This window comes from Anaerotignum sp. (genome assembly GCF_051877975.1).
Lineage (GTDB): Bacteria > Bacillota > Clostridia > Lachnospirales > Anaerotignaceae > Anaerotignum_A.
The window spans coordinates 1-23,750 of the sequence record NZ_JBJEJK010000002.1; the positions used below are offsets into that span (position 1 = coordinate 1).

15 protein-coding genes and 1 pseudogene are annotated in these 23,750 nt (G+C 44.1%); 13 read left to right on the plus strand and 3 right to left on the minus strand.

Annotation, left to right across the window (positions count from 1 at the left end; translation table 11 throughout):
• Nucleotides 1-39 precede the first annotated feature (39 nt).
• Both ACI39P_RS00145 and ACI39P_RS00150 read left to right on the plus strand, forming a co-directional pair.
• A complete protein-coding gene (locus tag ACI39P_RS00145; protein ID WP_439718710.1) occupies nt 40-231 on the plus strand; it encodes a PspC domain-containing protein in 192 nt (63 codons plus the stop codon).
• A 160-nt stretch (nt 232-391) separates the two neighbouring features.
• Nucleotides 392-513: pseudogene (locus tag ACI39P_RS00150) on the plus strand (TfoX/Sxy family protein); the annotation flags it as partial.
• A 352-nt stretch (nt 514-865) separates the two neighbouring features.
• On the opposite strand, the gene guaA reads toward ACI39P_RS00150, so the two are convergent.
• Nucleotides 866-2,404 (minus strand): glutamine-hydrolyzing GMP synthase, encoded by a 1,539-nt coding sequence (gene guaA / locus ACI39P_RS00155; protein WP_439718691.1) that lies wholly within the window; start codon nt 2,402-2,404, stop codon nt 866-868.
• Between the two features lie 393 nt (nt 2,405-2,797).
• Between guaA and ACI39P_RS00160 the strand changes: the two genes are divergently transcribed.
• The 10 genes from ACI39P_RS00160 to ACI39P_RS00205 all read left to right on the plus strand — a co-directional run bounded on the left by ACI39P_RS00160 (nt 2,798) and on the right by ACI39P_RS00205 (nt 19,261).
• Nucleotides 2,798-4,072, plus strand: a complete 1,275-nt coding sequence (locus ACI39P_RS00160) for a solute carrier family 23 protein (protein ID WP_439718711.1) — start codon at nt 2,798-2,800, stop codon at nt 4,070-4,072.
• Nucleotides 4,073-4,169: 97 nt separating this feature from the next.
• Nucleotides 4,170-5,393 carry a 6-phosphofructokinase gene (locus ACI39P_RS00165; protein ID WP_439718692.1) on the plus strand — a complete coding sequence of 408 codons (1,224 nt, stop codon included), beginning with the start codon at nt 4,170-4,172 and terminating at the stop codon, nt 5,391-5,393.
• 129 nt (nt 5,394-5,522) lie between these two features.
• The gene (locus ACI39P_RS00170) at nt 5,523-6,065 is read left to right on the plus strand and encodes a hypothetical protein (protein WP_439718693.1); all 543 of its coding nucleotides are present in this window, start codon (nt 5,523-5,525) and stop codon (nt 6,063-6,065) included.
• Between the two features lie 511 nt (nt 6,066-6,576).
• Nucleotides 6,577-8,628: a glycoside hydrolase family 13 protein gene (locus ACI39P_RS00175; RefSeq protein ID WP_439718694.1), complete on the plus strand. Its 2,052-nt coding sequence runs from the start codon at nt 6,577-6,579 to the stop codon at nt 8,626-8,628.
• A 1-nt stretch (nt 8,629) separates the two neighbouring features.
• Nucleotides 8,630-9,301, plus strand: coding sequence for a pseudouridine synthase (locus tag ACI39P_RS00180; RefSeq protein ID WP_439718695.1), 672 nt, complete (start codon nt 8,630-8,632; stop codon nt 9,299-9,301).
• A 235-nt stretch (nt 9,302-9,536) separates the two neighbouring features.
• Nucleotides 9,537-11,981 (plus strand): AAA family ATPase, encoded by a 2,445-nt coding sequence (locus ACI39P_RS00185; protein WP_439718696.1) that lies wholly within the window; start codon nt 9,537-9,539, stop codon nt 11,979-11,981.
• Between the two features lie 186 nt (nt 11,982-12,167).
• Nucleotides 12,168-12,581, plus strand: a complete 414-nt coding sequence (locus ACI39P_RS00190) for an endosialidase (protein ID WP_439718697.1) — start codon at nt 12,168-12,170, stop codon at nt 12,579-12,581.
• A gap of 168 nt (nt 12,582-12,749) precedes the next feature.
• Complete coding sequence (gene radA, locus ACI39P_RS00195; protein WP_439718698.1) at nt 12,750-14,135, plus strand: DNA repair protein RadA; 1,386 nt, start codon at nt 12,750-12,752, stop codon at nt 14,133-14,135.
• Between the two features lie 186 nt (nt 14,136-14,321).
• On the plus strand, nt 14,322-17,786 hold the full coding sequence (locus ACI39P_RS00200) for a pyruvate carboxylase (RefSeq protein ID WP_439718699.1): 3,465 nt from the start codon (nt 14,322-14,324) through the stop codon (nt 17,784-17,786).
• Between the two features lie 170 nt (nt 17,787-17,956).
• Nucleotides 17,957-19,261 carry an acetyl-CoA hydrolase/transferase C-terminal domain-containing protein gene (locus ACI39P_RS00205; RefSeq protein WP_439718700.1) on the plus strand — a complete coding sequence of 435 codons (1,305 nt, stop codon included), beginning with the start codon at nt 17,957-17,959 and terminating at the stop codon, nt 19,259-19,261.
• A gap of 88 nt (nt 19,262-19,349) precedes the next feature.
• Here the strand turns inward: ACI39P_RS00205 and ACI39P_RS00210 are convergent, their stop codons facing one another.
• Nucleotides 19,350-19,934, minus strand: a complete 585-nt coding sequence (locus ACI39P_RS00210; protein ID WP_439718701.1) for a hypothetical protein — start codon at nt 19,932-19,934, stop codon at nt 19,350-19,352.
• 57 nt (nt 19,935-19,991) lie between these two features.
• Complete coding sequence (yunB, locus tag ACI39P_RS00215; protein WP_439718702.1) at nt 19,992-20,639, minus strand: sporulation protein YunB; 648 nt, start codon at nt 20,637-20,639, stop codon at nt 19,992-19,994.
• Between the two features lie 255 nt (nt 20,640-20,894).
• On the opposite strand from yunB, the gene ACI39P_RS00220 reads away from it, so the two are divergent.
• On the plus strand, nt 20,895-23,663 hold the full coding sequence (locus ACI39P_RS00220) for a PBP1A family penicillin-binding protein (RefSeq protein ID WP_439718703.1): 2,769 nt from the start codon (nt 20,895-20,897) through the stop codon (nt 23,661-23,663).
• Nucleotides 23,664-23,750 lie beyond the last annotated feature (87 nt).

A 23,750-nucleotide genomic window follows, 5' to 3' on the forward strand; every position in this document is an offset into this window, starting at 1 on the left:
GACCATGTCTATTTTTATGAAATTGAATTTGCGAAACTAATTATACGTTATCTTTATAAATCCAATGCTGATAAAATGGTTGCCGGTGTTTGCGGCGGTATTGCAGAATATTTTGAGGTGGACCCTACGCTGGTGCGTCTGGGGTGGGTTGCATTCTGTGTGATAGGCTGCAGCGGGATTCTGGTGTATATTGTTGCTGCCCTTCTCATCCCACAGAATCCTGAAAATTAAAACTATCGTCCGAAAGGGTATAAGAAAGAGATAATTTTTTCCGAAAAAGAGTGAACTATGGGTATCAAGTAGAAAAAATCTTAATGAAAGAGCAGGCTGTCGTTTTCCGAAAGCTGGGTTGAAGGGTTTCTACTGAAAGACTGGAAATAAAGGAGGAACAATGGCATCAAACAGAGAATACCTGCAGTATGTTTAGAGCAGTTGTCTGAGTTAGAGGAAATAACTTATCGGGAAATGATGGGAGAATTCATTATTTACTATCGCAGTAAAAATGTCGGTGGTGATACTGGTTTCGGGAGCCGAAGATATTGCTAACAAAAATTTTAATGGAAGGACTTAAAAATAACGATACACCTCTTTTCGAATATTATAGTAAAAATATAAAACGATATAATATAAATTATTAAAACTAATTATACTATTTTGGAGGTACAGAAATTGTTTTTTAAGAAGATTTTCGATGAAAAAGACAGCCTCATAAACAAATATTTAGTATAAATATGCTATCATATATCAGAAAAAATTGAAACCTATTTTTACTAAAAATTGATGAAAAGTGTAGCATTTTTGTAGCACACAAAAAAAATAAACCCCGCAAAGCCCTGAAAATCAAGGCTTTGCGGGGTTGTTGTTATTATTCCCACTCAATTGTTGCGGGTGGTTTGGAGGTGATATCATAAACGATACGATTCACATGTTTCACTTCATTAACAATACGAGTAGATACTTTATCCAAAACATCATAGGGGATACGAGCCCAGTCAGCTGTCATGAAGTCTGTTGTAGTAACGCCGCGCAAAGCGATCGTATAATCATAGGTTCTGAAGTCGCCCATAACGCCTACAGAACGAACATCAGTGATAACAGCGAAATACTGGTTGATTTCTCTGTCCAGGCCGGCTTTTGCGATTTCTTCGCGGAAGATAGCATCGGCATCCTGCAGGATAGCAACCTTTTCTTCTGTTACTTCGCCAATGACACGGACACCAAGACCAGGACCGGGGAAGGGCTGTCTCCAAACCAGATATTCAGGCAGACCCAATTCCAGACCCATCTGACGAACTTCGTCCTTGAACAGCAGGCGCAGAGGTTCGATCAGCTCTTCAAAATCAACAACAGAGGGCAGGCCGCCTACATTGTGGTGAGATTTGATGACTGCGGAATCGCCCAGGCCGCTTTCGATGATATCGGGATAGATGGTGCCCTGTACCAGAAAATCCACTTTGCCGATTTTCTTTGCTTCATCTTCAAATACACGGATAAATTCTTCCCCAATCAGCTTCCGTTTCTGTTCGGGGTCTGTTACGCCTTTCAATTTGCCCAGGAAACGTTCCTGTGCATTTGCTCTTACGAAATGGGAATCAAAATAACCATCGAAAATCTTTTCTACTTCATCGCCTTCATTTTTACGCATCAGGCCATGGTCAACGAATACGCAAGTCAGCTGTTTGCCGATGGCTTTGGAAACCAGAGCGGCAACTACGCTGGAATCTACGCCGCCGGAAAGGGCACAAAGCGCTTTGCCATCCCCAACCTGTTCGCGGATCCGTTTGATCTGGTCTTCGATATAGTTTGTCATGGTCCAGTCGCCTTTGCAGCCACAAACTTCAAACAGGAAGTTACGAATCATTTCAGTACCCTTCGGTGTGTGGTTTACTTCGGGGTGGAACTGTACGCCATAGAAGCCTTTTGCTTCACATTCGATAGCGGCAGCAGGGCAAGTGGGTGTTGTGCCGATAACACGGAAGCCTTCGGGCAGTTCTGTTACATAGTCCGTATGGCTCATCCAGCAGATTTCATTGGCATTGATGCCTTTCAGCAGTTTGCTTGTGGTATCAAAGTTTACTTCTGCTTTGCCGTATTCACTCAATTCTGCAGCATGGCCAACTTTGCCGCCCAGTGTATAGGCCATCAACTGGCAGCCATAGCAGATACCCAGTACGGGAACGCCCAGTTCAAACAGCGCAGGGTCAACCTTTGGAGAACCTTCTTCATAAACACTGTTGGGGCCGCCGGTAAAGATGATGCCTTTTGGATTTTTCGCTTTGATCTCTTCCAAGGATTTTTTCCAAGGCATGATTTCACAGTACACATGGTGCTCTCTGACACGACGGGCAATCAGCTGATTATACTGACCGCCGAAGTCCAGAATGAGGATCATTTCTTGATTCATCGTATCCCTCCATTAAAATTTCTTTTGTATTGAAAATAGGAAAACCGTCGGTCAGCCGACGGTTCGTCTGTCTATCTTTACTTTATTTATATTATCATAGGCACTGGGGATTGACAAGAGAAAACGGCAATCTCAAGTGTATTTTTCCATGAAAAAGGCTAAAATATTTTAGGAAAAAGTCAAATTTTCGGAGGATAAAAATTTTTATCCTTCCAATTGGAAAAGAGAAAGGAGTATCTTGCGGATTTTTGGAAAAAAAGGTATACTGTATTTGGTTTTTATCTTTTATTATCTTTTTATCAAACTTTTTATCAAAGAGGAGGGAATATTTTGAGTTTCATCGAAAAATGTTTTAAACTGAAAGAAAACAAAACAACTGCGAAAACCGAGATTATGGCTGGCTTAACAACTTTTATGACTATGGCATACATCTTGGTCGTAAACCCCAGCATTCTGTCTGTTACGGGGATGGATTATGGCGCGCTGCTGACAGCAACTTGTATTGCCGCAGCCCTGGGTACCTTCTTTATGGCGTTTTTTGCCAATTATCCTTTTGTACTGGCTCCCGGTATGGGGCTGAATGCGTATTTCGCTTATACTGTATGCGCGCAGTATGGATATGGCTGGGAAGTAGCGCTGGCAGCTGTATTTGTCGAAGGTATTATCTTTATTATCCTTTCGGCAGTCAACGTACGGGAAGCCATCTTCAATGCTATCCCTGCAAATATGAAAAAAGCAGTCAGTGTTGGGATTGGTATGTATATTGCCTTCATTGGCCTGCAGAATGCAGGCGTTGTTGTCAACAATTCTGCTACCTGCGTTGGCTTGGGTGATGTAAGATCCGTATCCGTTGCACTGGCGCTGATTGGTACCGTTATCACTTTGGTGCTTGTTATCAGAAAAGTGAAAGGGGCTCTTTTGGTTGGCATTCTGATCACATGGCTGCTGGGCATTATCTGCCAGTTTGCAGGGATTTATGTGGTGGACGTAGAAGCAGGGGTATATTCCCTGATTCCTACAGGTATCGTTTCCACACCTCCCAGCATTACGCCCATTGCAGGTAAATTGAGCTTTTCCGGCGTTTCTGTTTTCGATTTTATTGTTGTTATCTTTGCATTCCTGTTTGTTGATCTGTTCGATACATTAGGTACATTGATCGGGGTATCTACAAAAGCCGGCTTTCTGGATAAGGATGGCAAACTGCCCAGAATTAAAGGTGCGCTGTTTGCCGATGCTCTGGCTACCACATGTGGTGCCGTTCTGGGGACTTCTACAGTAACCACATTCGTAGAATCCGCTTCCGGTGTTTCCGATGGCGGCAGAACTGGGCTGACAGCTTTCACAGCAGGCATTCTGTTCCTGATTGCACTGCTGTTCTCTCCCATTCTGACAACGATTCCTTCTTTTGCAACAACACCTGCGCTGGTAGTTGTTGGCCTGATGATGGCAGAAAACGTAACAGCCATTGATTTCTCTGACTATACAGAAGGATTCCCTGCATTTATGACGATCCTGATGATGGTCGTATGCTACAGCATTTCCGAAGGTCTGGTATTTGGTGTTCTGTCTTATGTACTGCTGAAATTCTTCAGCGGCAAAAAGAGCGAACTGAATCCTGTCATCGTCATCATTGCTTTCCTGTTTTTCTTGAAACTGATTCTTGCCTGATCTCATGCCTTGCATTCAAGGGGGAAAGTGCTATAATGAACGTAGTAAGAAGAAACAAATGAGGAATATCTTTTGGGGATAGGAAAGGAAGTTTACTATGAAAAATCTTTTGGTCGCACAGTCCGGCGGTCCTTCCGCAGCTATCAATGCTACTTTGGTGGGCGTTGTGGAAAAGGGGCTTTCAGATAAAAAGATCAATAAAATCTACGGTGCAAAAAATGGTATCATGGGTATCCTGACAGATAAATTGATTGAACTGAACGACAAACTGGCAGACCCGGAAACTTTACAGCTTTTGTGCCAGACACCTTCTTCTGCGCTGGGCTCCTGCCGCATGAAGTTGTCCCATTGGGAAGAAAGCACCTTTGAATATGACAAAATTATCAAGATATTCCGAAAATATGATATCGGTTATTTTGTTTATATCGGCGGGAATGATTCCATGGATACTGTTCATAAGCTGGCCGGATTCTGCGAACGGATGCATATCGATGATATCAAGATCATTGGTGCGCCAAAGACCATTGATAACGATCTGATGGAAACAGACCATTGCCCCGGCTTTGGCTCCGCGGCAAAATATGTGGCGACAACAATGTCCGAAATTGCCTGCGACTGCAATGTATATGCACAGCCTTCCATCACGATTGTTGAAATCATGGGCAGAGATGCAGGTTGGCTGACAGCCGCTTCTGCTTTAGGCAGGTTGAATGGGGATTCCGCTCCTGATTTGATCTACTTGTGTGAAAGACCTTTTTGTGTAGATCAGTTTCTGGATGATGTTAGAGAGAAAATGGCAGAAAAACATTCCATTATCATCGCTGTCAGTGAAGGCATCAAAAATGAAGAGGGGAATTATGTAACAGACAGTTTGTCTGACCGGGCAGCAGATGCCTTTGGACATAAGATTTTGGCTGGTGCATCCCGCTATCTGGAAGAGATTCTCCGTTTTGAAATCGGCTGTAAGGTAAGAAGCATCGAGCTGAATGTCATGCAGCGTTGTGCGTCCCATGTGGCTTCCGCTGCGGATATTTATGAAGCAAGATTGATCGGTGCTGCCGCTGCCGATTATGCGATTTCCGGCGGCACAGGCAAAATGGCGTGCCTCCGCAGGATTTCCACAAAGCCGTATCGTTTTGAAATCGATTTTGTCGAAATCGATAAAATTGCAAATCAGGTAAAAACGGTACCGGATGAATGGATCAATGCGGCCGGCAATGATGTAACGCAGGAAATGATCGAGTATCTGCTTCCTTTGATTCAGGGAGAATTGCCCTGCACATATCAGAATGGCATTCCTGTCCACCTGAGATTATATTGAAATAAAGAAAATCTATAAATGCAGATTTTTCAGCATCCGAAAAAGCCTTAGATCATCAATGGTCTAAGGCTTTTATGCGTTGTATAAAACTTCTTTTTTCTGTCCATACTCTTTCCAAGAGGTGGTAATATGCGAAAAGCGATAGCAGTGGCAGCTCTGTCCAGCTTTCTGCTCTGCCTTCTGGCAGGGTATTATATTTCCCTGTGGATAGGGGAACGAGATAGAGAAATGGCGGCAGGGGATGGCAGCAGAAATGTCCTTCAAACTGAAAAAGAGATCAATGCACAAACAAAGATGATCTATCAATATTTCTATACCAGCGACCGTGTAACCAAGGAACAGATAGAGACTGCCCCCGATTTTCTTCAGGGCTTGAATCTGGAACAGTTAAAAAGTATTTATAATGGCTGGCAGGTAGTTTTGTTTTCCCCGGAAAGAGTGATTCTGCGCTGCAGCATTGAAGGCATGAGCAGCGAATCCTTTATCCTTGGAGAGGATGATGGATATCTGGCAGTTTTTTATGAAGATGGAAATAAAGCAGTCCACTTGAAAGAACGGACGGATTTGCCCATTTCTACTTTGCCGGAGGGGGATGCAAGGCAAATAAGAGAAGGCTTGAGGGTTACAGGGGAGGAAAATCTGGCAAAACTTTTATCGGATTATATGAGCTAGAGGCAATTATCATGCGTATGGCTTTGCTGTGCGTATACGTTTATTCCGTAAACGCTTTACGTGATAGAACTCTGCTTTTGCATGGAAAGAATCAGGCGGTTTTCTATTTCTGTGAAGCTTTCTCTGTGATTTCACATTTTTTGCTGGACATTTTCCATCCCACATGTTATAATAAAAACGTGAAAACTCCCCAATATTTTCACCAACTTAGTGGCATTTCTGCCACGTAAACCCAACAAGAAATACCTTCTCTTTTTGAAGAAGAGCAGCCATCGGCAGGCTGCTCTTCTTCATTTTGCGAAATAGCAGAGCAAGGCAGCTTTGAGAGGAAATATCTAGAGTAGCCTATTTTTACGACTAAATGGATGTTCTCGCTGAAAGGAAGATTTGCGGGGCAAAACACATGCGTAGCCATTTTGTGTCCAAGAATTTGAGGCTTCTATTTGACATGGTATACATTCAACAACTATAATAAAAAACGAATCAATAAAAAATGAAGGTGGTGTCATTTATGCCAGAGCACATAGCATCCGGCTTATCAGTGACTGAGAGCGATTTCCGTGCCCAGGCTGTATATAGTGATGAAACAAAGCAATTCCGTTTTCCCCCGGAACCGCTGTCTGCTGATGCGGTGGAAATTTCTATCCGTGTAGGCAAAGGGACGTTCTCTGCTGTATTTCTCTGCACAGAAGAGAGAGAATATCTGATGGAAAAAGGGGAAACAGAGGGCATTTTTGAATATTTTAAAACAACTTTGCCTCCCACAGAAAAGAAAATAACCTATTACTTCCGTTTACAATACGGGGATGAAGTGGGATATTATACAAAATATGGATATTTTGATGAATTCAAAAACGAAGGGGAATTTCAGATCCTTCGCGATTATCAGACTCCCGATTGGGCAAAGGGTGCAGTCATGTATCAAATTTATCCTGATCGTTTCTGTAATGGGGACCCTACTAATGACGTCAGAACCAATGAATATGTCTACCTGAAGCGTATGGCAGAGCATGTCAAAAATTGGGATACGCTTCCTACAGCCACTGATGTGAACCATTTTTACGGCGGCGATTTACAGGGGGTCATTGATAAATTAGATTATCTGGAAGATCTGGGGGTAGAAGTGCTCTATTTTAATCCTATTTTCGTTTCTCCCAGCAATCATAAATATGATGCCCAGGATTATCATCATATCGACCCGCATCTGGGAAAAATCGTTATAGATGGCGGCAAAGTATTGAGCAGCTGTGCCACAAATAACACGGGGGCAACTATGTATGCGACACGAACGACCAGAGAAGAAAATTTGACCGCTTCAGATAAACTCTTTGCTCAACTCGTGGAAAAAGCCCATGAAAGAGGCATAAAGGTGCTTGTGGATGGCGTCTTCAATCATTGCGGCGCTTTCCATAAATGGTTGGATAGAGAAGGCTTTTACAAAGGAACGGTAAAAGGTGCTTATCATCATAAGGATAGCCCGTATCGTGATTATTTCTACTGGAATGAAGATGGCAGCTACGAAGGCTGGTGGGGCTATGAGAATCACCCCAAGCTGAACGAAGAAGGCTGCGAAGAGCTGAAAAATGAAATTTTGGAAATCGGGAAAAAATGGGTATCCGCGCCTTTCCATGCGGATGGCTGGAGACTGGATGTAGCTGCGGATTTGGGTAAAACACCGGAATTTAACCATAAGTTCTGGTCGGAATTTCGCAAGGCTGTAAAGAAAGTTTCTCCGGATAAACTGATTCTTGCAGAACACTATGGCGATGCTTCCAGCTGGCTGCAGGGGGATCAATGGGATTCTATCATGAATTACGATGCGTTTATGGAACCGGTCACATGGTTTTTAACAGGCGTTTCCAAGCACAGTACGGAAAAGCGGGATGATATGTATAACAATGCCGATGTATTCTGGGGAACCATGAGCTATCAGATGGGCAAGCTGCCTTCGCAGGCCATTGCAACGGCCATGAATGAGCTTTCCAATCATGACCATTCCCGTTTTCTGACCAGAACAAACCGTCATATTGGCAGATTACAAACAGAAGGCTCTGCGGCTGCATCCAATGACATTGATCCGGCAGTATTTCGGGAGGCAGTTCTTCTGCAAATGACATGGAATGGCGCTCCTACTGTATATTACGGAGATGAGGCAGGGCTTGAGGGCTGGACAGACCCGGATAACCGCCGTACCTATCCTTGGGGCAGGGAAGAGAAAGAACTGATTGCGTTTCATAAAGAAGCGATTTATTTAAGAAAAGAGAATCCTGTCCTGCGGCATGGCTCTTTGAAGCAGCTCTATGGTGATTATGGCGTAATCGCTTACGGACGTTTTGACAGAGAAGAAAAATTTCTCATTGTTTTGAATAATACTGATGAAAGCAAGAGCATTTCTGTTCCCGTTTGGCAAGCCGGCATGAAATTGGAAGGCTCTTTGGAAAATTGTTTGATGACCAATCGGGATGGTTTTACAGATTTTGCTTTCCAGTGTCCTGTGAAGAATGGCTTTGCAGAACTGACCATGCCGCCCAAAAGCGCAGCAGCTTGGAAGGAAGTGGAATAAAATGAATATCCTTTTTGAAGATGCCTTTATTCTTGCTGTGGTGAAACCCCAGGGCATGCCTTCCCAGGCAGATAAAACAGGGGATCCTGATTTACTTTCCCAACTGGAAGCTTATACGAAACAACCGCTGGGGCTGCTGCATCGTTTGGACAGGCCCGTAGGCGGTGTGATGCTTTTTGCGAAAACAAAGGAAGCGGAGGCAAGCCTTTCCAAAGATTTGCAGGAAGGCCGGCTGCATAAAAAATATCTGGCGGTTCTCTGCGGAAGATTGCCTGCGGAACAGGGGATTTTGGAGGATTATCTTTTGAAAAACGCCAGAACGAATCTTTCCGAAGTAGTTTCTAAGGATAGAAAAGGAGCAAAAAAAGCAATTTTACACTATGCAAGAATCGCTGAGCAGGAAACGGATATGGGGTGGCTGACCTTGGCGGAAATCAAATTAGAAACAGGCAGACATCATCAGATTCGTGTGCAGACTTCCCATGCAGGCGTTCCCATCTGGGGTGACAGAAAATATCATAAAAACTTCCCCAAAAGAGGAAAAACAGAGATTGCCCTCTGGTCTTATCAGCTGGAAGGGGTACATCCGAAAACGAAAGCACCTTTCTTCTTTACGGCAAAGCCTGAAAAAGAGCCTTTTTCTATTTTTGCGGAGGAATTAAAGGAATTGTAATAAATAGGCATAAAGTATTCTTTGCATTTTCTAGTATTATGGTATATAATATCCACAGACTTTGTCTGCGGGTATCCACTGAAAGCACGGATCGTTGTTTTACAGCGAAAAGGAATGCAATTTTGTAATGGAACATAACAAAAATAAGAGGACGGTTTCGTTCTTTTATTTTCTCTCATAAATTAGCAATCACAACTTTGATTGGCTAACAAACCGGCTAAGGAAGGTGAAAAAAATGCAAGGCAAATATACAAAAAAAGCAAAAGACGTTCTGGTGAGGGCAAAGGAAGCCGCTGCGAAGCTGGGCAATGAATATATTGGCACAGAGCATATCCTGCTGGGGCTGACGCTGGTGCAGGAAAGCGTGGGCGCAATGGCTTTGGAGGGGCAAAATGTAACCTATCATCAAGTGATGGAACGAATCTCCGAAATGAATAAAGAAAAGATAAATTTCTATATTCCTACAGATTTTACTCCTCGCGCAAAGCGGGTAATTGACCTGAGTGCTCAGGAAGCCCTGCGTATGGGGACAAATTACGTTGGCACAGAGCATATCCTCATCGCGCTGCTGCGGGAAACAGATACCATTGCTGTGAAGATTATGACGGGTCTGGGGGTGAATATCCAGCGCCTGTATGAGGAAATCATGATGATGCTGGGGGAAAGTGAAGGGCAGACTGCTGGAGCCATGGGAATGAACAGCAATCCCGAAAAAGAAGAAAAATCTGCCACAGAAACGTTGGATAAATTCAGCAGAAATCTGACTGTGCTGGCGAAAAAGGGGAAATTTGACCCAATCGTCGGCAGAGATAGTGAGATCGAACGTATCGTCCAGATTTTAAGCCGCAGAACGAAAAACAATCCCTGCCTGACCGGTGATCCTGGTGTTGGGAAAACGGCCATCGTAGAAGGTCTGGCACAGAAAATTGCCGAAGGGGATATTCCTGATACCCTGAAAAATAAAAAAATTATTTCTCTCGATCTTTCTGCCATGGTTGCCGGTTCAAAATATCGTGGGGAATTTGAAGAACGCATGAAAAAAGCACTGGATGAAGTCCGTGCTGATGGCAATATCATTCTGTTCATAGATGAAATTCATACTATTATCGGCGCAGGTGCGGCAGAAGGGGCCATCGATGCCTCCAATATCCTGAAACCTGCCATGGCAAGGGGCGAGATTCAGCTGATTGGTGCCACAACCTTGGAAGAATACCGTAAGCATATCGAAAAGGATGCTGCCTTTGAACGTCGTTTCCAGCCTGTTCGTGTGGAAGAACCTACAGAAGCAGTGGCCATTCAGATGCTGACTGCCTTAAAGGATAAATATGAAATGCACCATAAAGTTACTATTTCCGATGAAGCATTGGAAGCGGCTGTAAAGCTTTCTGCCCGCTATGTTTCCGATCGTTTCCTGCCGGATAAGGCGATCGATCTGATCGATGAAGCTGCATCCCGTCTGCGTTTGCGTGCTTATACAACGCCGACATCTGTGAAGGAACTGGAACAGCGCATTGCAGAGATGGAAAAAGAAAAAGAATCTGCCATCAAAACAGAGGAATTTGAAAAAGCGGCAGAAGTGAAAAAAGCCCAGGATTCCTTGCGGATCAGCCTGAAGGAAGCAAAAAAAGCATGGGAAACAGGGCATGACACAGAACCGGTTGTTACCAAAGATGATGTGGCAGAAGTGGTATCCCGCTGGACAGGTATCCCAGTGCAGAGCATGAAGGAAGAAGAAAGCCAGCGTCTGCTGCGTTTGGAAGAGACCCTGCATAAAAGAGTCATCGGTCAGGAAGAGGCGGTGAAGGCCGTTTCCAAGGCAGTGCGCCGGGGGCGTGTCGGCCTGAAAGACCCCAACAGACCCATTGGTTCCTTCCTGTTCCTTGGCCCTACTGGTGTCGGGAAAACAGAGCTTTCCAAAGCACTGGCAGAAGCCCTTTTTGGGGATGAAAATGCCATGGTGCGGATTGATATGTCCGAATATATGGAAAAGCATAGTGTATCCCGTATGGTAGGTTCTCCTCCGGGCTATGTAGGCTATGAAGAGGGCGGTCAGCTCAGCGAAAAAGTGCGTCGCAATCCTTATTCCGTTGTTCTTTTTGATGAGATTGAAAAGGCATCTCCCGAAGTATTCAACATCCTTCTGCAGGTATTGGATGATGGGCATATCACCGATGGACAGGGCAGAAAAGTCGATTTTAAAAATACTGTCATCATCATGACTTCCAATGCCGGTGCCCGCAATATCGCTGCCCCCAAACGCCTTGGCTTTACCAGCGTAGAAACAGCAGAACAAAGCTATGAGATAATGAAAAAAGGCGTTCTGGATGAGATCAAAAATATTTTTAAGCCTGAATTTCTCAATCGTATCGATGATATCATTGTATTCCATTCCTTGGAAAAAGAAGATATCGTGGAAATCGTAAAACTGATGACAGATGTTTTAGCGAAACGTGTGAAAGAAAATATGAATATTACTGTTTCTTTCACAGAGAAAGCCATTGAAAAGATCGCCGAAGAAGGCTATGATAAGGCCTATGGGGCAAGACCCCTCCGCCGTGCCATCCAGTCCAAGATTGAAGATGCCTTTGCGGAAGAATATTTGCAGGGAAATTTCAAGGCTGGAGATAAGGTTTCTGTAGGGCTCAAGGCCAATGGTTTCAGCTTCCGTGTTGTGAAATAATACTGAATTTTATTCAAAAGATTTGAAAATTTTGACTATACCAAAAACCTATTTTGTGATATACTTAATAATAATATACCGCTGTTAGGCTGTATGAACAAAATAAGGTCAAAACAGTTTGCGGCAGTTCCTTCCTCTGAACTGCCCAAACGAAACACAATAGAGAAACGACTGGGAGGTACTGAAATGGCAGTAATTGAAGAATTGATCAGACAGGAAGACAATGGTGCAATCAGCTTCGGCAATCACCTGATGGATGAAAAGAAAAAAGTTCTGGATTTCGAAGTGAATGGTGATCTTTATAAAGTAAAAACCTTTAAGGAAATCACAAAGCTGGAAAAAAATGGAAAAATGCTTCTGGAAGCAGTTCCCGGCGCTACCGTACATAACTTTGAAATGAATGAAAAAGGCGCACATTTTACTGTCGAAGGTGCAGAAGATATTCAGATCACAATGGAACTGGAACCTGAAACAGAATATAAAATTTTAATCGACGATGTAAACGTTGGAAAAATGAAAACAAACTTGGCAGGCAAGGTAACCTTTAGCGTAGAGCTGCAAAATAACGCACCCTCCGTTGCAATCGAAAAAATCGGTTAATGTACACCAAAGTGGACTGTAATCTTGATTACAGCCCACTTTTTGCTATGAATGTTCTGTGAAGCGGCTCATCTGCCGTAAAAGATTGATTGTAACATTAATTGATCATCTGGTTCCTTTCATAGCGAGACAAAAGAATTTGCCAAAACAGAAGGGTTCGGTGGATCAATGAAAGTCAAAACAGTTTACAGATGTATCAACTGTGGATATCAAAGCCCAAAATGGGCGGGCAGATGTCCAGAATGCGGGGAATGGAATACCATAGAACAGGCAGAAGAAGTGAAAAGTGGCGGAAAGATCACAAAACCTGCCGCAAAGCAGCCAATCTCACGTTTATATGAAGTAGAAACCGGAAATAATCAGCGTCTTTTGACAGGAATCACAGAATTTGACCGTGTCATGGGCGGCGGTATCGTTCGTGATTCTGTAACGATCATCACATCTCCCCCTGGCGGTGGGAAATCCACGCTTTCCCTGATGGTAGCTTCGGCTCTGGCAAAACAGGGCTATCGGGTTCTGTATGCTTCCGGGGAAGAAAGCAACGGACAGATCAAAAGCCGGGCAGATCGTATTTTGGAAAAGATTGAAGAAAATATCTGGATTTTATCAGATACTTCTATGGATCGGGTGCTGGATGCTATCACGGAAATAGATCCCGATTTCATGATATTGGATAGTATCCAGACTTTCTCTTTGGCAGAATTTCTGCCTTCCCGGGCAGGCAACCCTACCCAGACCATGGAATGTGCCTCTGCATTGGTGGCACAGGCAAAGAATAAGAAACGCCCCAGAGCCGTCCTGATGATCGGGCAGATGAATAAAAGTGATGAAATTGCCGGGCTCCGTGCTTTGGAGCATCTGGTGGATGCAGTTCTGGTTTTGGAAGGCGAAGGAGCAGATGAACTCCGCTGCCTGGTGGTAACGAAGAACCGTTTTGGCAGTACAGGGGAAATGGGCTTTTTTACCATGACAGAAACCGGCTTGGCTTCTATTGATAATCCTTCTGAATATTTTGTAACAAAGAGAGGAAAGGGAGACAATGTTTCCGGCAGCGCCATTGCAGTGCTGAAGGAAGGTTCCCGACCTGTCATTGCGGAAGTGGAAAGCCTGGTTTCTCCTTCCTTTACGCCATATCCTTCCCGTATCAGCGAGACCATGAAGAAAGATACCATGAATACCTTGATCTCCATTTTAGAACAGCGGGGCGGTATCAAGCTTTATGATAAAAATGTTGTACTCAAAACAACAGGTGGTTTATATTTAAAAGAGCAGGCGGCAAATCTGGCTGTTCTGATGAGTATTGCATCCTCTGTATATGATAAGCCTATCCCTGCGGATTGGGCATTTATTGCAGACGTCGGCTTGACGGGAGAATTAAAACGTGTCCCTTCTATGGAAAGCCGTGTAAAAGAATTGGATCGTATGGGCTTTGAAAAAGTTTTCATTCCTGCAGGAGGGATGAGAAACATTCCTTTAGAGAATATCCAGGTGGTTGAAGTAAAATTTTTGTCACAACTTCTAAAGGATGTCTTTGTAAAAAAAGGAAATAAATAAAAAAATACTGCATTTGTCCATGATATATAGACATAAGTATTTCTTATGAGAAGCTAAACGATTTTTTAGTTTACGAATAGGGATTCCTGTATTATAATAGGGAGAAACTATGCTTTGGTAAACTTAGCTAAAATAGCATTTGAAAATAAAGCGTTATATACAAATAACGAAAAGGAGGTATTACCCATGCAGAACGTACAAATTAAGAAGTTCAAAAAAGTACTGGTTGCAAACCGCGGCGAAATTGCCATTCGTGTGTATCGTGCTCTGAATGAATTGGGCATTCAGACAGTCGGTATCTTCTCCAAAGAAGATAAATACGCGCTGTTCCGCACAAAAACCGATGAGGCCTATATGCTGAACCCGGAAAAGGGTCCTTTGGATGCCTATCTGGATATCGATAATATCATCAAAATCGCAAAGGCGAAGGGGGTAGATGCGATCCATCCCGGCTATGGTTTCCTTTCCGAAAATCCTGATTTTGTAGAAGCCTGCGATAAAGCCGGCATCGCATTTATCGGCCCTAATGTAGATGTTATGTACAAAATGGGCGATAAGATTTCTTCCAAAAAAATGGCCATCGAATGTAATGTGCCTATCATTCCCGGTGTTGACCATGCTGTCAGAAGCCTGGATGAAGTTATGGATGTTGCCCAGAAAGTAGGCTATCCTGTTATGCTGAAAGCTTCCAACGGCGGCGGCGGCCGTGGGATGCGTATTGTAAATTCCGCTGAGGAAATGCCCAAGGAATTTGAAGAAGCAAGAAACGAAGCAAAAAAGGCCTTCGGCGATGATAAAATTTTCGTAGAAAAATATCTGCGTGACCCTAAGCATATTGAAGTACAGGTGCTGGGGGATAAATATGGCAACGTGGTTCATCTGTTCGACCGTGACTGTTCCGTGCAGCGCCGTCATCAGAAAGTAGTGGAATTCGCACCTGCTTTCACAGTAAGTCAGCCTGTTCGGGAAAAAATTCTGGCTGATGCCGTTCGTCTGGCTAAATATGTAGGCTATAAAAACGCCGGTACACTGGAATTTCTGGTTGATGCCGATGAAAACTATTATTTCATCGAAATGAACCCCCGTATCCAGGTAGAACATACGGTAACAGAAGAAGTAACAGGCATTGATATTGTTCAGGCACAGATCCTGGTTGAAGAAGGCTACCCTCTGAGTGCGCCTGAAATCGGCATTGGCTCTCAGGAGGATATAAAATGCAATGGCTATTCCATTCAGCTGCGTATCACAACAGAAGATCCTTCGAATAATTTCATGCCCGATACAGGCAAAATCAGCGTATATCGTTCTCCTGCAGGGAATGGCATTCGTCTGGACGGCGGCACAGCCCATACAGGTGCAGAAGTAACGCCTTATTACGATAGCCTGCTGGTTAAGATCATTGCCCATGACAGAACCTTTGCTGGGGTTACTAGAAAAGCTGTTCGTGCTGCGAAAGAAACTCGTATCCGCGGCGTAAAGACCAACATTCCTTTCCTCATCAACGTACTGCAGAGCGAAACCTGGAATGCCGGGAAATGCACCACAACATTCATCGAAAAAACACCCGAACTGTTCCATATCGTTCTGGGGAAAGACAGAGCAAGCAAGATTGCTGAATTTATTGGCAATCAGATCGTAAACGAATCCAGAGGCAAAAAGCCCGAATTTGACCCCATCATCGTGCCTTCTTTTGGGAAAGCAGAAGATGGCTCTACCATTCCTGTAGAAGGGGCAAGGGATGCTTTCCTGAAAATGGGCGCAAAAGAATTTACACAGTCTCTGCTGAAAGAAAAACGTCTCTATGTAACAGATACAACCATGCGTGATGCACACCAGTCCCTGATGGCAACCCGCCTGCGTACCAATGACCTGATCGCTGCGGCTCCTGCAACCAACATGGCCATGGCAAACGCCTTCTCCGTAGAAGCATGGGGCGGTGCTACCTTCGACGTTGCCTATCGTTTCTTAAAGGAATCTCCTTGGCTTCGTCTGCAGCAGCTGCGCAAAGCAATGCCTAACACATTGATTCAGATGCTGCTGCGTGCTTCCAATGCCGTTGGCTATGCAAACTATCCCGATAACGTGGTAAGGGAATTTATTAAGGTTTCCGCGGAACGGGGCGTGGATGTATTCCGTATTTTCGATAGCTTGAACTGGCTGGAAAATATGAAGATGCCCATTGAAGAAGCTCTGAAAACAGGCAAGATCGTAGAAGGTGCTATCTGCTATACCGGCGATATCCTTGATCCCAACGAAACAAAATATACACTGGATTACTATGTGCGCAAAGCAAAAGAACTGGAATCTTTGGGTTGTCATATTTTCGCCATTAAAGATATGGCAGGTCTGCTGAAACCCTATGCAGCGAAGAAACTGTTCAGCACATTGAAGGAAGAACTGCACATTCCTCTGCATCTGCATACCCATGATACAACAGGTAATGGTGTCAGCACAGTGCTGATGGCCGCAGAAGCAGGCGTAGATATTGCCGACTTGGCTATCCAGTCTATGTCCTCTCTGACCTCTCAGCCTTCCATGAATGCTGTTGTAGAAGCCCTGAAGGGCACAGAAAGAGATACTGGCCTGGATCCTGACCAGCTGACAGAACTGAGCCATTATTATCAAGGCGTACGTCAGATTTTCACCGGCTTTGAAAGTGAAATGAAGACCCCTAATACAGAAATCTATAAATATGAAATTCCCGGCGGTCAGTATTCCAACCTGCTGGCTCAGGTAAAAGCCATGGGCTCCGCTGATAACTTTGAAGAAATCAAACATCTGTATAAACAGGCAAACGACCTGTTGGGCAACATCGTAAAAGTAACACCTTCTTCCAAGGTAGTAGGGGATATGGCCATCTTCATGTCCAAGAACGGCCTGACAAAAGATAATATCCTGACAGAAGGTGCGGAACTGTCCTATCCCGATTCTGTAGTGGACTATTTCCTGGGAAATATCGGTCAGCCTGAAGGCGGTTTCCCCGAAGAACTGCAGAAAATCGTTCTGAAAGGGCAGAAACCCATCGAAGGCAGAGCCGGTGCTTTGATGGAACCTGTAGACCTGAAAGCCATTGAAAAATACCTGCTGGAAGCACACTCTATGAAATCCATCAACCCCAGAAATATCATTTCCTATGCCCTGTATCCCAAGGTATATGATGATTACTGCAAACACTGGGAATACTATACAGACGTTTCTAAGCTGACCAGTGATGTTTACTTCTTTGGTTTAGCAAAAGGGGAGGAAACTTCCATTGAAATCGGCGAAGGGAAAAATATCCTGATCAAATATATTGATATGTCTGAACCGAATGCGGAAGGCTTCCGCTCTCTGACTTTTGAAATCAACGGCGTTATGCGTGAAATCAAAGTTCTGGATAAACATTTGGAAGTAAAGAGCGATGGTAAGCTGAAAGCAGATAAGAATAATCCTTTCCACCTTGGTTCTTCTATCCCCGGTACTGTATCCAAGGTACTGGTAAAAGAAGGCGAAGAAGTGAAAAAGAATCAGCCTCTGCTGACAGTAGAAGCAATGAAGATGGAAACATCTATCGTTGCAAACCAAGATGGCGTAATTGATAAGATTTACGTAAAAGAAGGAGAAAAAGTAAACCAGGGCGACTTGCTGGTATCCTTCGTACAGGAAGGCTAAGCATTTTTTCCGATAGTTGAATGAAAGGCATACCCCATGTGAGCAACAGCTTCAGAAAGGGTATGCCTTTTTTGTCGTACATAAGATTCCTTTGATTGTTCTATCTGAAAAAGTATGATATGCTAAAATTGTAGTTTGACGAACTTTTAAAATCAGAAAGGATGTATCAAATGAATTGGAAACAAAATTACAATGGAAAAATCTTGACTGCCGATGAAGCAGTCCTTCATATTAAATCCGGAGATACCATTTCCATTGCCCATGTGGGCTCTGAACCCTACGCGTTAGTGGATGCATTGGCCCGGAATGCGGCAGCTTTTGAAAATGTAGATATGCATTTTATGCTTTCTCTGCGAAAAGAAGAACCTCATGTTGCACCGGGGATGGAAAAGCACCTGCGTTTTTTTGGCTATTTCCTGGGAGGCAGCACAAGAGGGGCTGTGGCGGAGGCCCGTGGGGAATATCTTCCTTGTTTTTTTCATTTATACCCCAGAATGCTGCAGGAGCGGGGCGGTGTGGATGTCCTTCTGATTTCTGTTTCTGAACCGGATGAACATGGCTATTGTTCCATGGGGTTAGGGATCGATCATGTGCCTGCATGCCTGGATTCTGCGAAACTCATTATAGCACAAATGAATAAAAATATGCCTCGTGTCATGGGGGATTCCTTTATCCACCTGCGGGATATTGATATTATCGTAGAAGAAGATACCGCCCTTCCTATCCTGGCGCCTCCTGTCATTACAGATGTAGAACGGAAAATTGGAGAATATTGTGCATCTTTGGTTAAAGATGGGGATACACTGCAGTTGGGAATCGGCGGTATCCCGGATGCAGCAGCTGCATTCCTGAAAGAAAAAAAAGACCTTGGCCTGCATACAGAGATGGCGTCTGACGGCATTGTAGATCTGATCCAAAATGGTGTTATCAATAATAAGAAGAAAAAGATCAATCGAGGGAAAAGCATTGCAACTTTTGCGGCTGGTACCCAAAAACTATATGATTTTTTGGATAATAATCCCTGCTTTGAACTGCGGGGCGTAGATTACGTCAATGACCCCTATGTGATCGCTCAGAATGATAATGTGGTCTCCATCAATTCTGCTGTTCAAATAGACCTGATGGGGCAAGTCAATGCGGAAGTGGTAAAAGGAATGCAGTTCAGCGGCGTTGGCGGTCAGGTGGACTTTATCCGCGGCGCAACTATGAGCAGAGGGGGCAGGGCCATCATCGCGCTGCCATCCACGGCAGCCGGCGGGAAGATTTCCAAAATCGTCCCCTTTATCGACCGGGATGCCGTTGTGACTACCCCGCGCACGGAAGTGAATTATATCATTACAGAATATGGTATTGCCCAGCTTTGGGGCAGAAGCCTGCGGGAAAGGGCAAAAGCCCTTATCGCGATTGCCCATCCTGATTTCAGGGGAGAACTGGCGGAAGAATATGAAAGACGTTTTCATGAAAAACTGCATTGAGCAAAAAAGAGCACCCTGATTGGGTGCTCTTTTTATCACAAAAATCAAATTGCTTTGCCCTGATGAGATTTCTGATCAGGACTTTATTTTATTTCCCGATAGAACGCTTATAAGCTTCCACTTCTTCATCTGTCAGGGGTTCCAATTCCTTGGGATCCATCCATCTAACCCAGATGCGCCCCTGCATAGCGTTGATATCCAAAGGAGTATCCATAGAATCCTTATCGATAGGAACTACAGTGTCATTATCGCCGTTAAACATGATTTCAAAGGGTTTATAAACACCATCTTCAAACACCAGCATATAAGAGGAGAAGAAATTCAGCGCGCCGCCTTCGCTCAGGAGATGTTTTTCCAATGTTTCTATATCCGGGAATGTAACGATCATCCAGTCGCCTTTGGTATCGGAATAATCAAACAGCTGCAGGCCATGGAAGTCGATTTCTTCTGCACCTGTCATCCCCTTATCATCCTCTGCTTTCCCTCTCATCACAACAGGAGCACCGTTTTTGCCATCCTTCAGGATTTCTGTGCCAGGCAGAAAAGTGTTTACAAAGTTATTGATTTCGTTTGTTCTGAACTGGGAACGGATCTGCGCGATCATGCCATATTCACTGCTGTCATAGCAAATCGAAGCAACTTCATTCCAAAATTCATTTAATGTTTTAATCATTGTCATTACCTCCGTATCAAATCAAACTCATTACCTATTATCATACTAGCATTTTGTTCATTCTGTCAATAGATATTCGTTCGGTCGGCTCATTTGAAAATAATGTTCCGGTATCTTCCCGCTGAAGATCAGATCAGCCAGCATGATTTTTCGTTCCATAGTCAAAGTTTCTTGGTAGAGAGGGTTAACAATTTTAATTTCCATGGAAAGATTCAGCCAAATTTTATAATTGATCTGATTGATGCCCACAGAAGAAAAGGCCGTTTCATAATCTACTTTTGCTGTGCCCATAGGAATAAGGGTAAAAGGAATCTTTGGCCCTAGATTGGCAAAAAAGCTCCATTTGGTGGCTGCGCCAAGGGGAATACGAATCACTTCCTTTGGCAAATCCTGCAAGCCCTGCGTTACGTCTGCACTAAGCCGGCTGCAAAATTGATTCACCAAAGCCGTATTTGCCGTATAGCCTTCTCCGTCCTCTTCACGAATCAGAAGGGAGGCAGTAGAAAAATCCGTATCATTCAGGATATTTATCGTTGCTTTATCAATGATCTGGTTTGCCAAAGCCTTACACTGCATATGGGAAATCTCTTTTAAGGGAGGCAGAAAGCGATTTTCCAGGAAGGAAAACAACAGGAAGGACAAACATAAAATACATAAAAAGAAAAGTAAAGATTTATTTTTTCGCTTTCTTCGCTTTTTCCACATAGGCAGCCCCTCCCTTTGCAATGATATGAACGGAGAAGAGAAAACATGTTTTTTACCAAAAAGACGGTATTTTATCCATCTTAAAGAAAAAATAAACAAAGCTTATGAAAGATATCAGATTCCATTTGTGAAAATATCTTTCTTTTGAAGCAAAAATTTGTTATAATCAAAAAGTATAATGTTTGTAGAGGAATGGTTTCCGGATTTATTTCCGGCCGTTTAGCAATGAAAAAAACAAACAGGAGGCTTTATTCTATGAGTGAATCTCAACATAGGAGGAGACCCCCGGATGGTTCCGAAAGCAGAAGCAATTCAGCCTCCAGAAGAAGCAGTTCTTCTGGCAGAAGCAGCTCTTCCGGAAGGAGCAGTTCTACCGGCAGAAGTAGTTCTACCGGCAGAAGCAGTTCGCAGAGGACCAACCGCTCATCCTCCAGAAATACATCAGCGAAAAAACGCAGAAAGCGTAGAAAGAAACGTACTGTAAGCGGCAAGATCGGGAAAGTATTGCTGGTTGTTGCAGTGGTAATTGGTTTTGCTGTGGCAGGTGCAGTTTTAGGTACGGTCTTTGGCATTCTACAAAGCACAGACATGCTCAATACTTCCGATGTCATGCCGGATTCCTACACATCTGTGATTTATGATGCCGATGGGGAAGCAGTAGATAAACTTCATGGATCGGAAAACCGAGAGTATGTCAAGCTTTCCGCAATCACCAAAAATATGCAGAATGCGGTCGTCGCTATTGAGGATGCCCGGTTCTATGAACATAACGGTATTGATATACGCGGCATCATGCGTGCCATGGTGGAAAATATAAAGACCATGAGCTTCTCTCAGGGGGCAAGTACCCTGACCCAGCAGGTCATCAAAAATGAAGTGCTGACCAATGAGAAGAGTATTACCAGAAAGATAAAAGAACAGTATCTGGCAGTCTCTTTGGAAAATGCGCTGGAAAAACAGCTGGGCTCCAAAGAGGAGGCAAAGAAATACATTCTGGAGCTGTATTTGAATACGTTGGCGCTGCACCATGGGCTTCATGGTGTGGAATCTGCGGCTCAATATTATTTCGGCAAGCATGCCAGCGAACTGACCTTGGCAGAATCTGCATGTATTGCCGGTATTACAAAGAACCCCAGCAAATATGCACCGGATGTGAATGAGGAAGAAAGTCGCGATCGTCAGCTGACGGTTCTAAAGAAAATGCTGGAACTGGGCTATATTACCCAAGAAGAACATGATGCTGCTGTAGCGGAGGATGTTTACGGGCATCTGGTCTGCAAGGAAAAACAGGAAGAAGAAGGCAATGCAAAACACAACTGGTTTGTGGAAGCAGCTGTACAGCAGATCAAAGAGGACTTAGTAGAAAAGAAAAATATGACCGAAGCCCAGGCGTCCAACCTGATTTATAGCGGCGGTCTGCAAATCCATACTACAATGGACAGCAGTATGCAGGAAACTGCAGAAGCTGCCATGAAGAATGATAATCTATTCCCCGCAGGGGATGGCTCTTTGGATGTAACGTATCTGATTTCTGTATTGGATACGGAAAATCCCGATGAAAGCAGCAATCAGTCCCACTATGAAAAGAAAACGACTGCGACCAGCCAGGAAGAAGTGGATGCTTTTGTAGAATCCGTAAAGGAAGAACTGCTGGATGATACCCATACTTTGGTTCTGGATAACCTGACCGTTTCCAAATCTTTGCAGGCGGCTATGGTCATCATGGATCAGAGCAATGGGGAAGTAAAAGCACTGGTAGGCGGACGCGGTGAAAAGCCCGGTGATTCTGTTTTCAACCGTGCAACGCAGGCATTGCGTCAGCAAGGTTCCACCATGAAACCATTGGCGGCTTATGCACCTGCCATTGATACCGGCAAACTGATGCCTGGCTCGATTATCGTCGATGAGCCTGTCACATATGGCGGCTGGTCTCCTAAAAACTGGGATGGCAAGTATATCGGCCCTACAACGGTTCGCCAGGGTATCTGGCATTCCATGAACGTTCTTGCAGTCAAGACCTTTATGATGGTCGGTGCGGATACAGCATATCAGTATCTGTTGGATTTTGGCTTTACAACAATCGACGAAAGAGACAAGGCAGCCACAACAGCATTGGGCGGCTTGACCCAAGGGGTTTCTGTACTGGAAGAAACTGCGGCATATGCAACCATTGCCAACGGCGGCACGTATTATGAACCGATGTTCTATACAGTGGTTTACGATCACGACGGCAACGTTCTGCTGGATAACAGCGATCAGGAAACCCATAGAGTTCTGAAAGAAACCACAGCATTCCTGCTGACAGATATGATGCGTGATGTTATTACAAAAGGCACCGGTACACAGGCTGCCATCAGCGGTATGAATGTAGCCGGTAAAACAGGTACAACAAATGAAACCATTGACCTGACATTCTACGGATATACGCCTTATTATACCGCAGGGATCTGGATGGGGTATGATACGCAGAAGGAAATCAAAAATGCAAATAATGCCCATCTGCGGATCTGGAAAACTGTTATGACTGAAATCCATTACGACCAGGGGCTGAAAAATAAGGAATTTGAAAAACCTGACGGTTTGACAACACGTTCTTACTGTTCGGCAACAGGCTTGACACCTACAGAATTATGCAACAGTGATTACTACGGCTATGGTACCCATTCCGACTATGTAACCACCGATTTCAAGGGGGATAGCAGCGGTACCTGCACCATGCATAAATCTTATATTGTCTGCACGGAAAGCGGAAAAATTGCTTCTCCGAACTGCCCTACAGATTCGACTATGCAGGTTGTTCTTGCAGTAGACAGCAGTGGTAATATCAAAGGCAAGCCGACAACCATTCCTGAAGGAAAACTGGATATCAATGTAAATGAAACCTGCAATCTGTCTCATACCGGCGGAACAACAGATCCGAACCAGCCAACGACTCCGGCGGATTCTACTACATCTGACCCTGGCTATAGCGATCAGATCCCAGATGATGATATGTGGAATAACAATGACTTTGGCATACAGTGACATTGAATTGCAGAAAAGCAAATGAAGAAAGCAGGAGAATCCGAATGGATTCTTCTGCTTTTCTCTTTCATGTTGTATTTCATACAA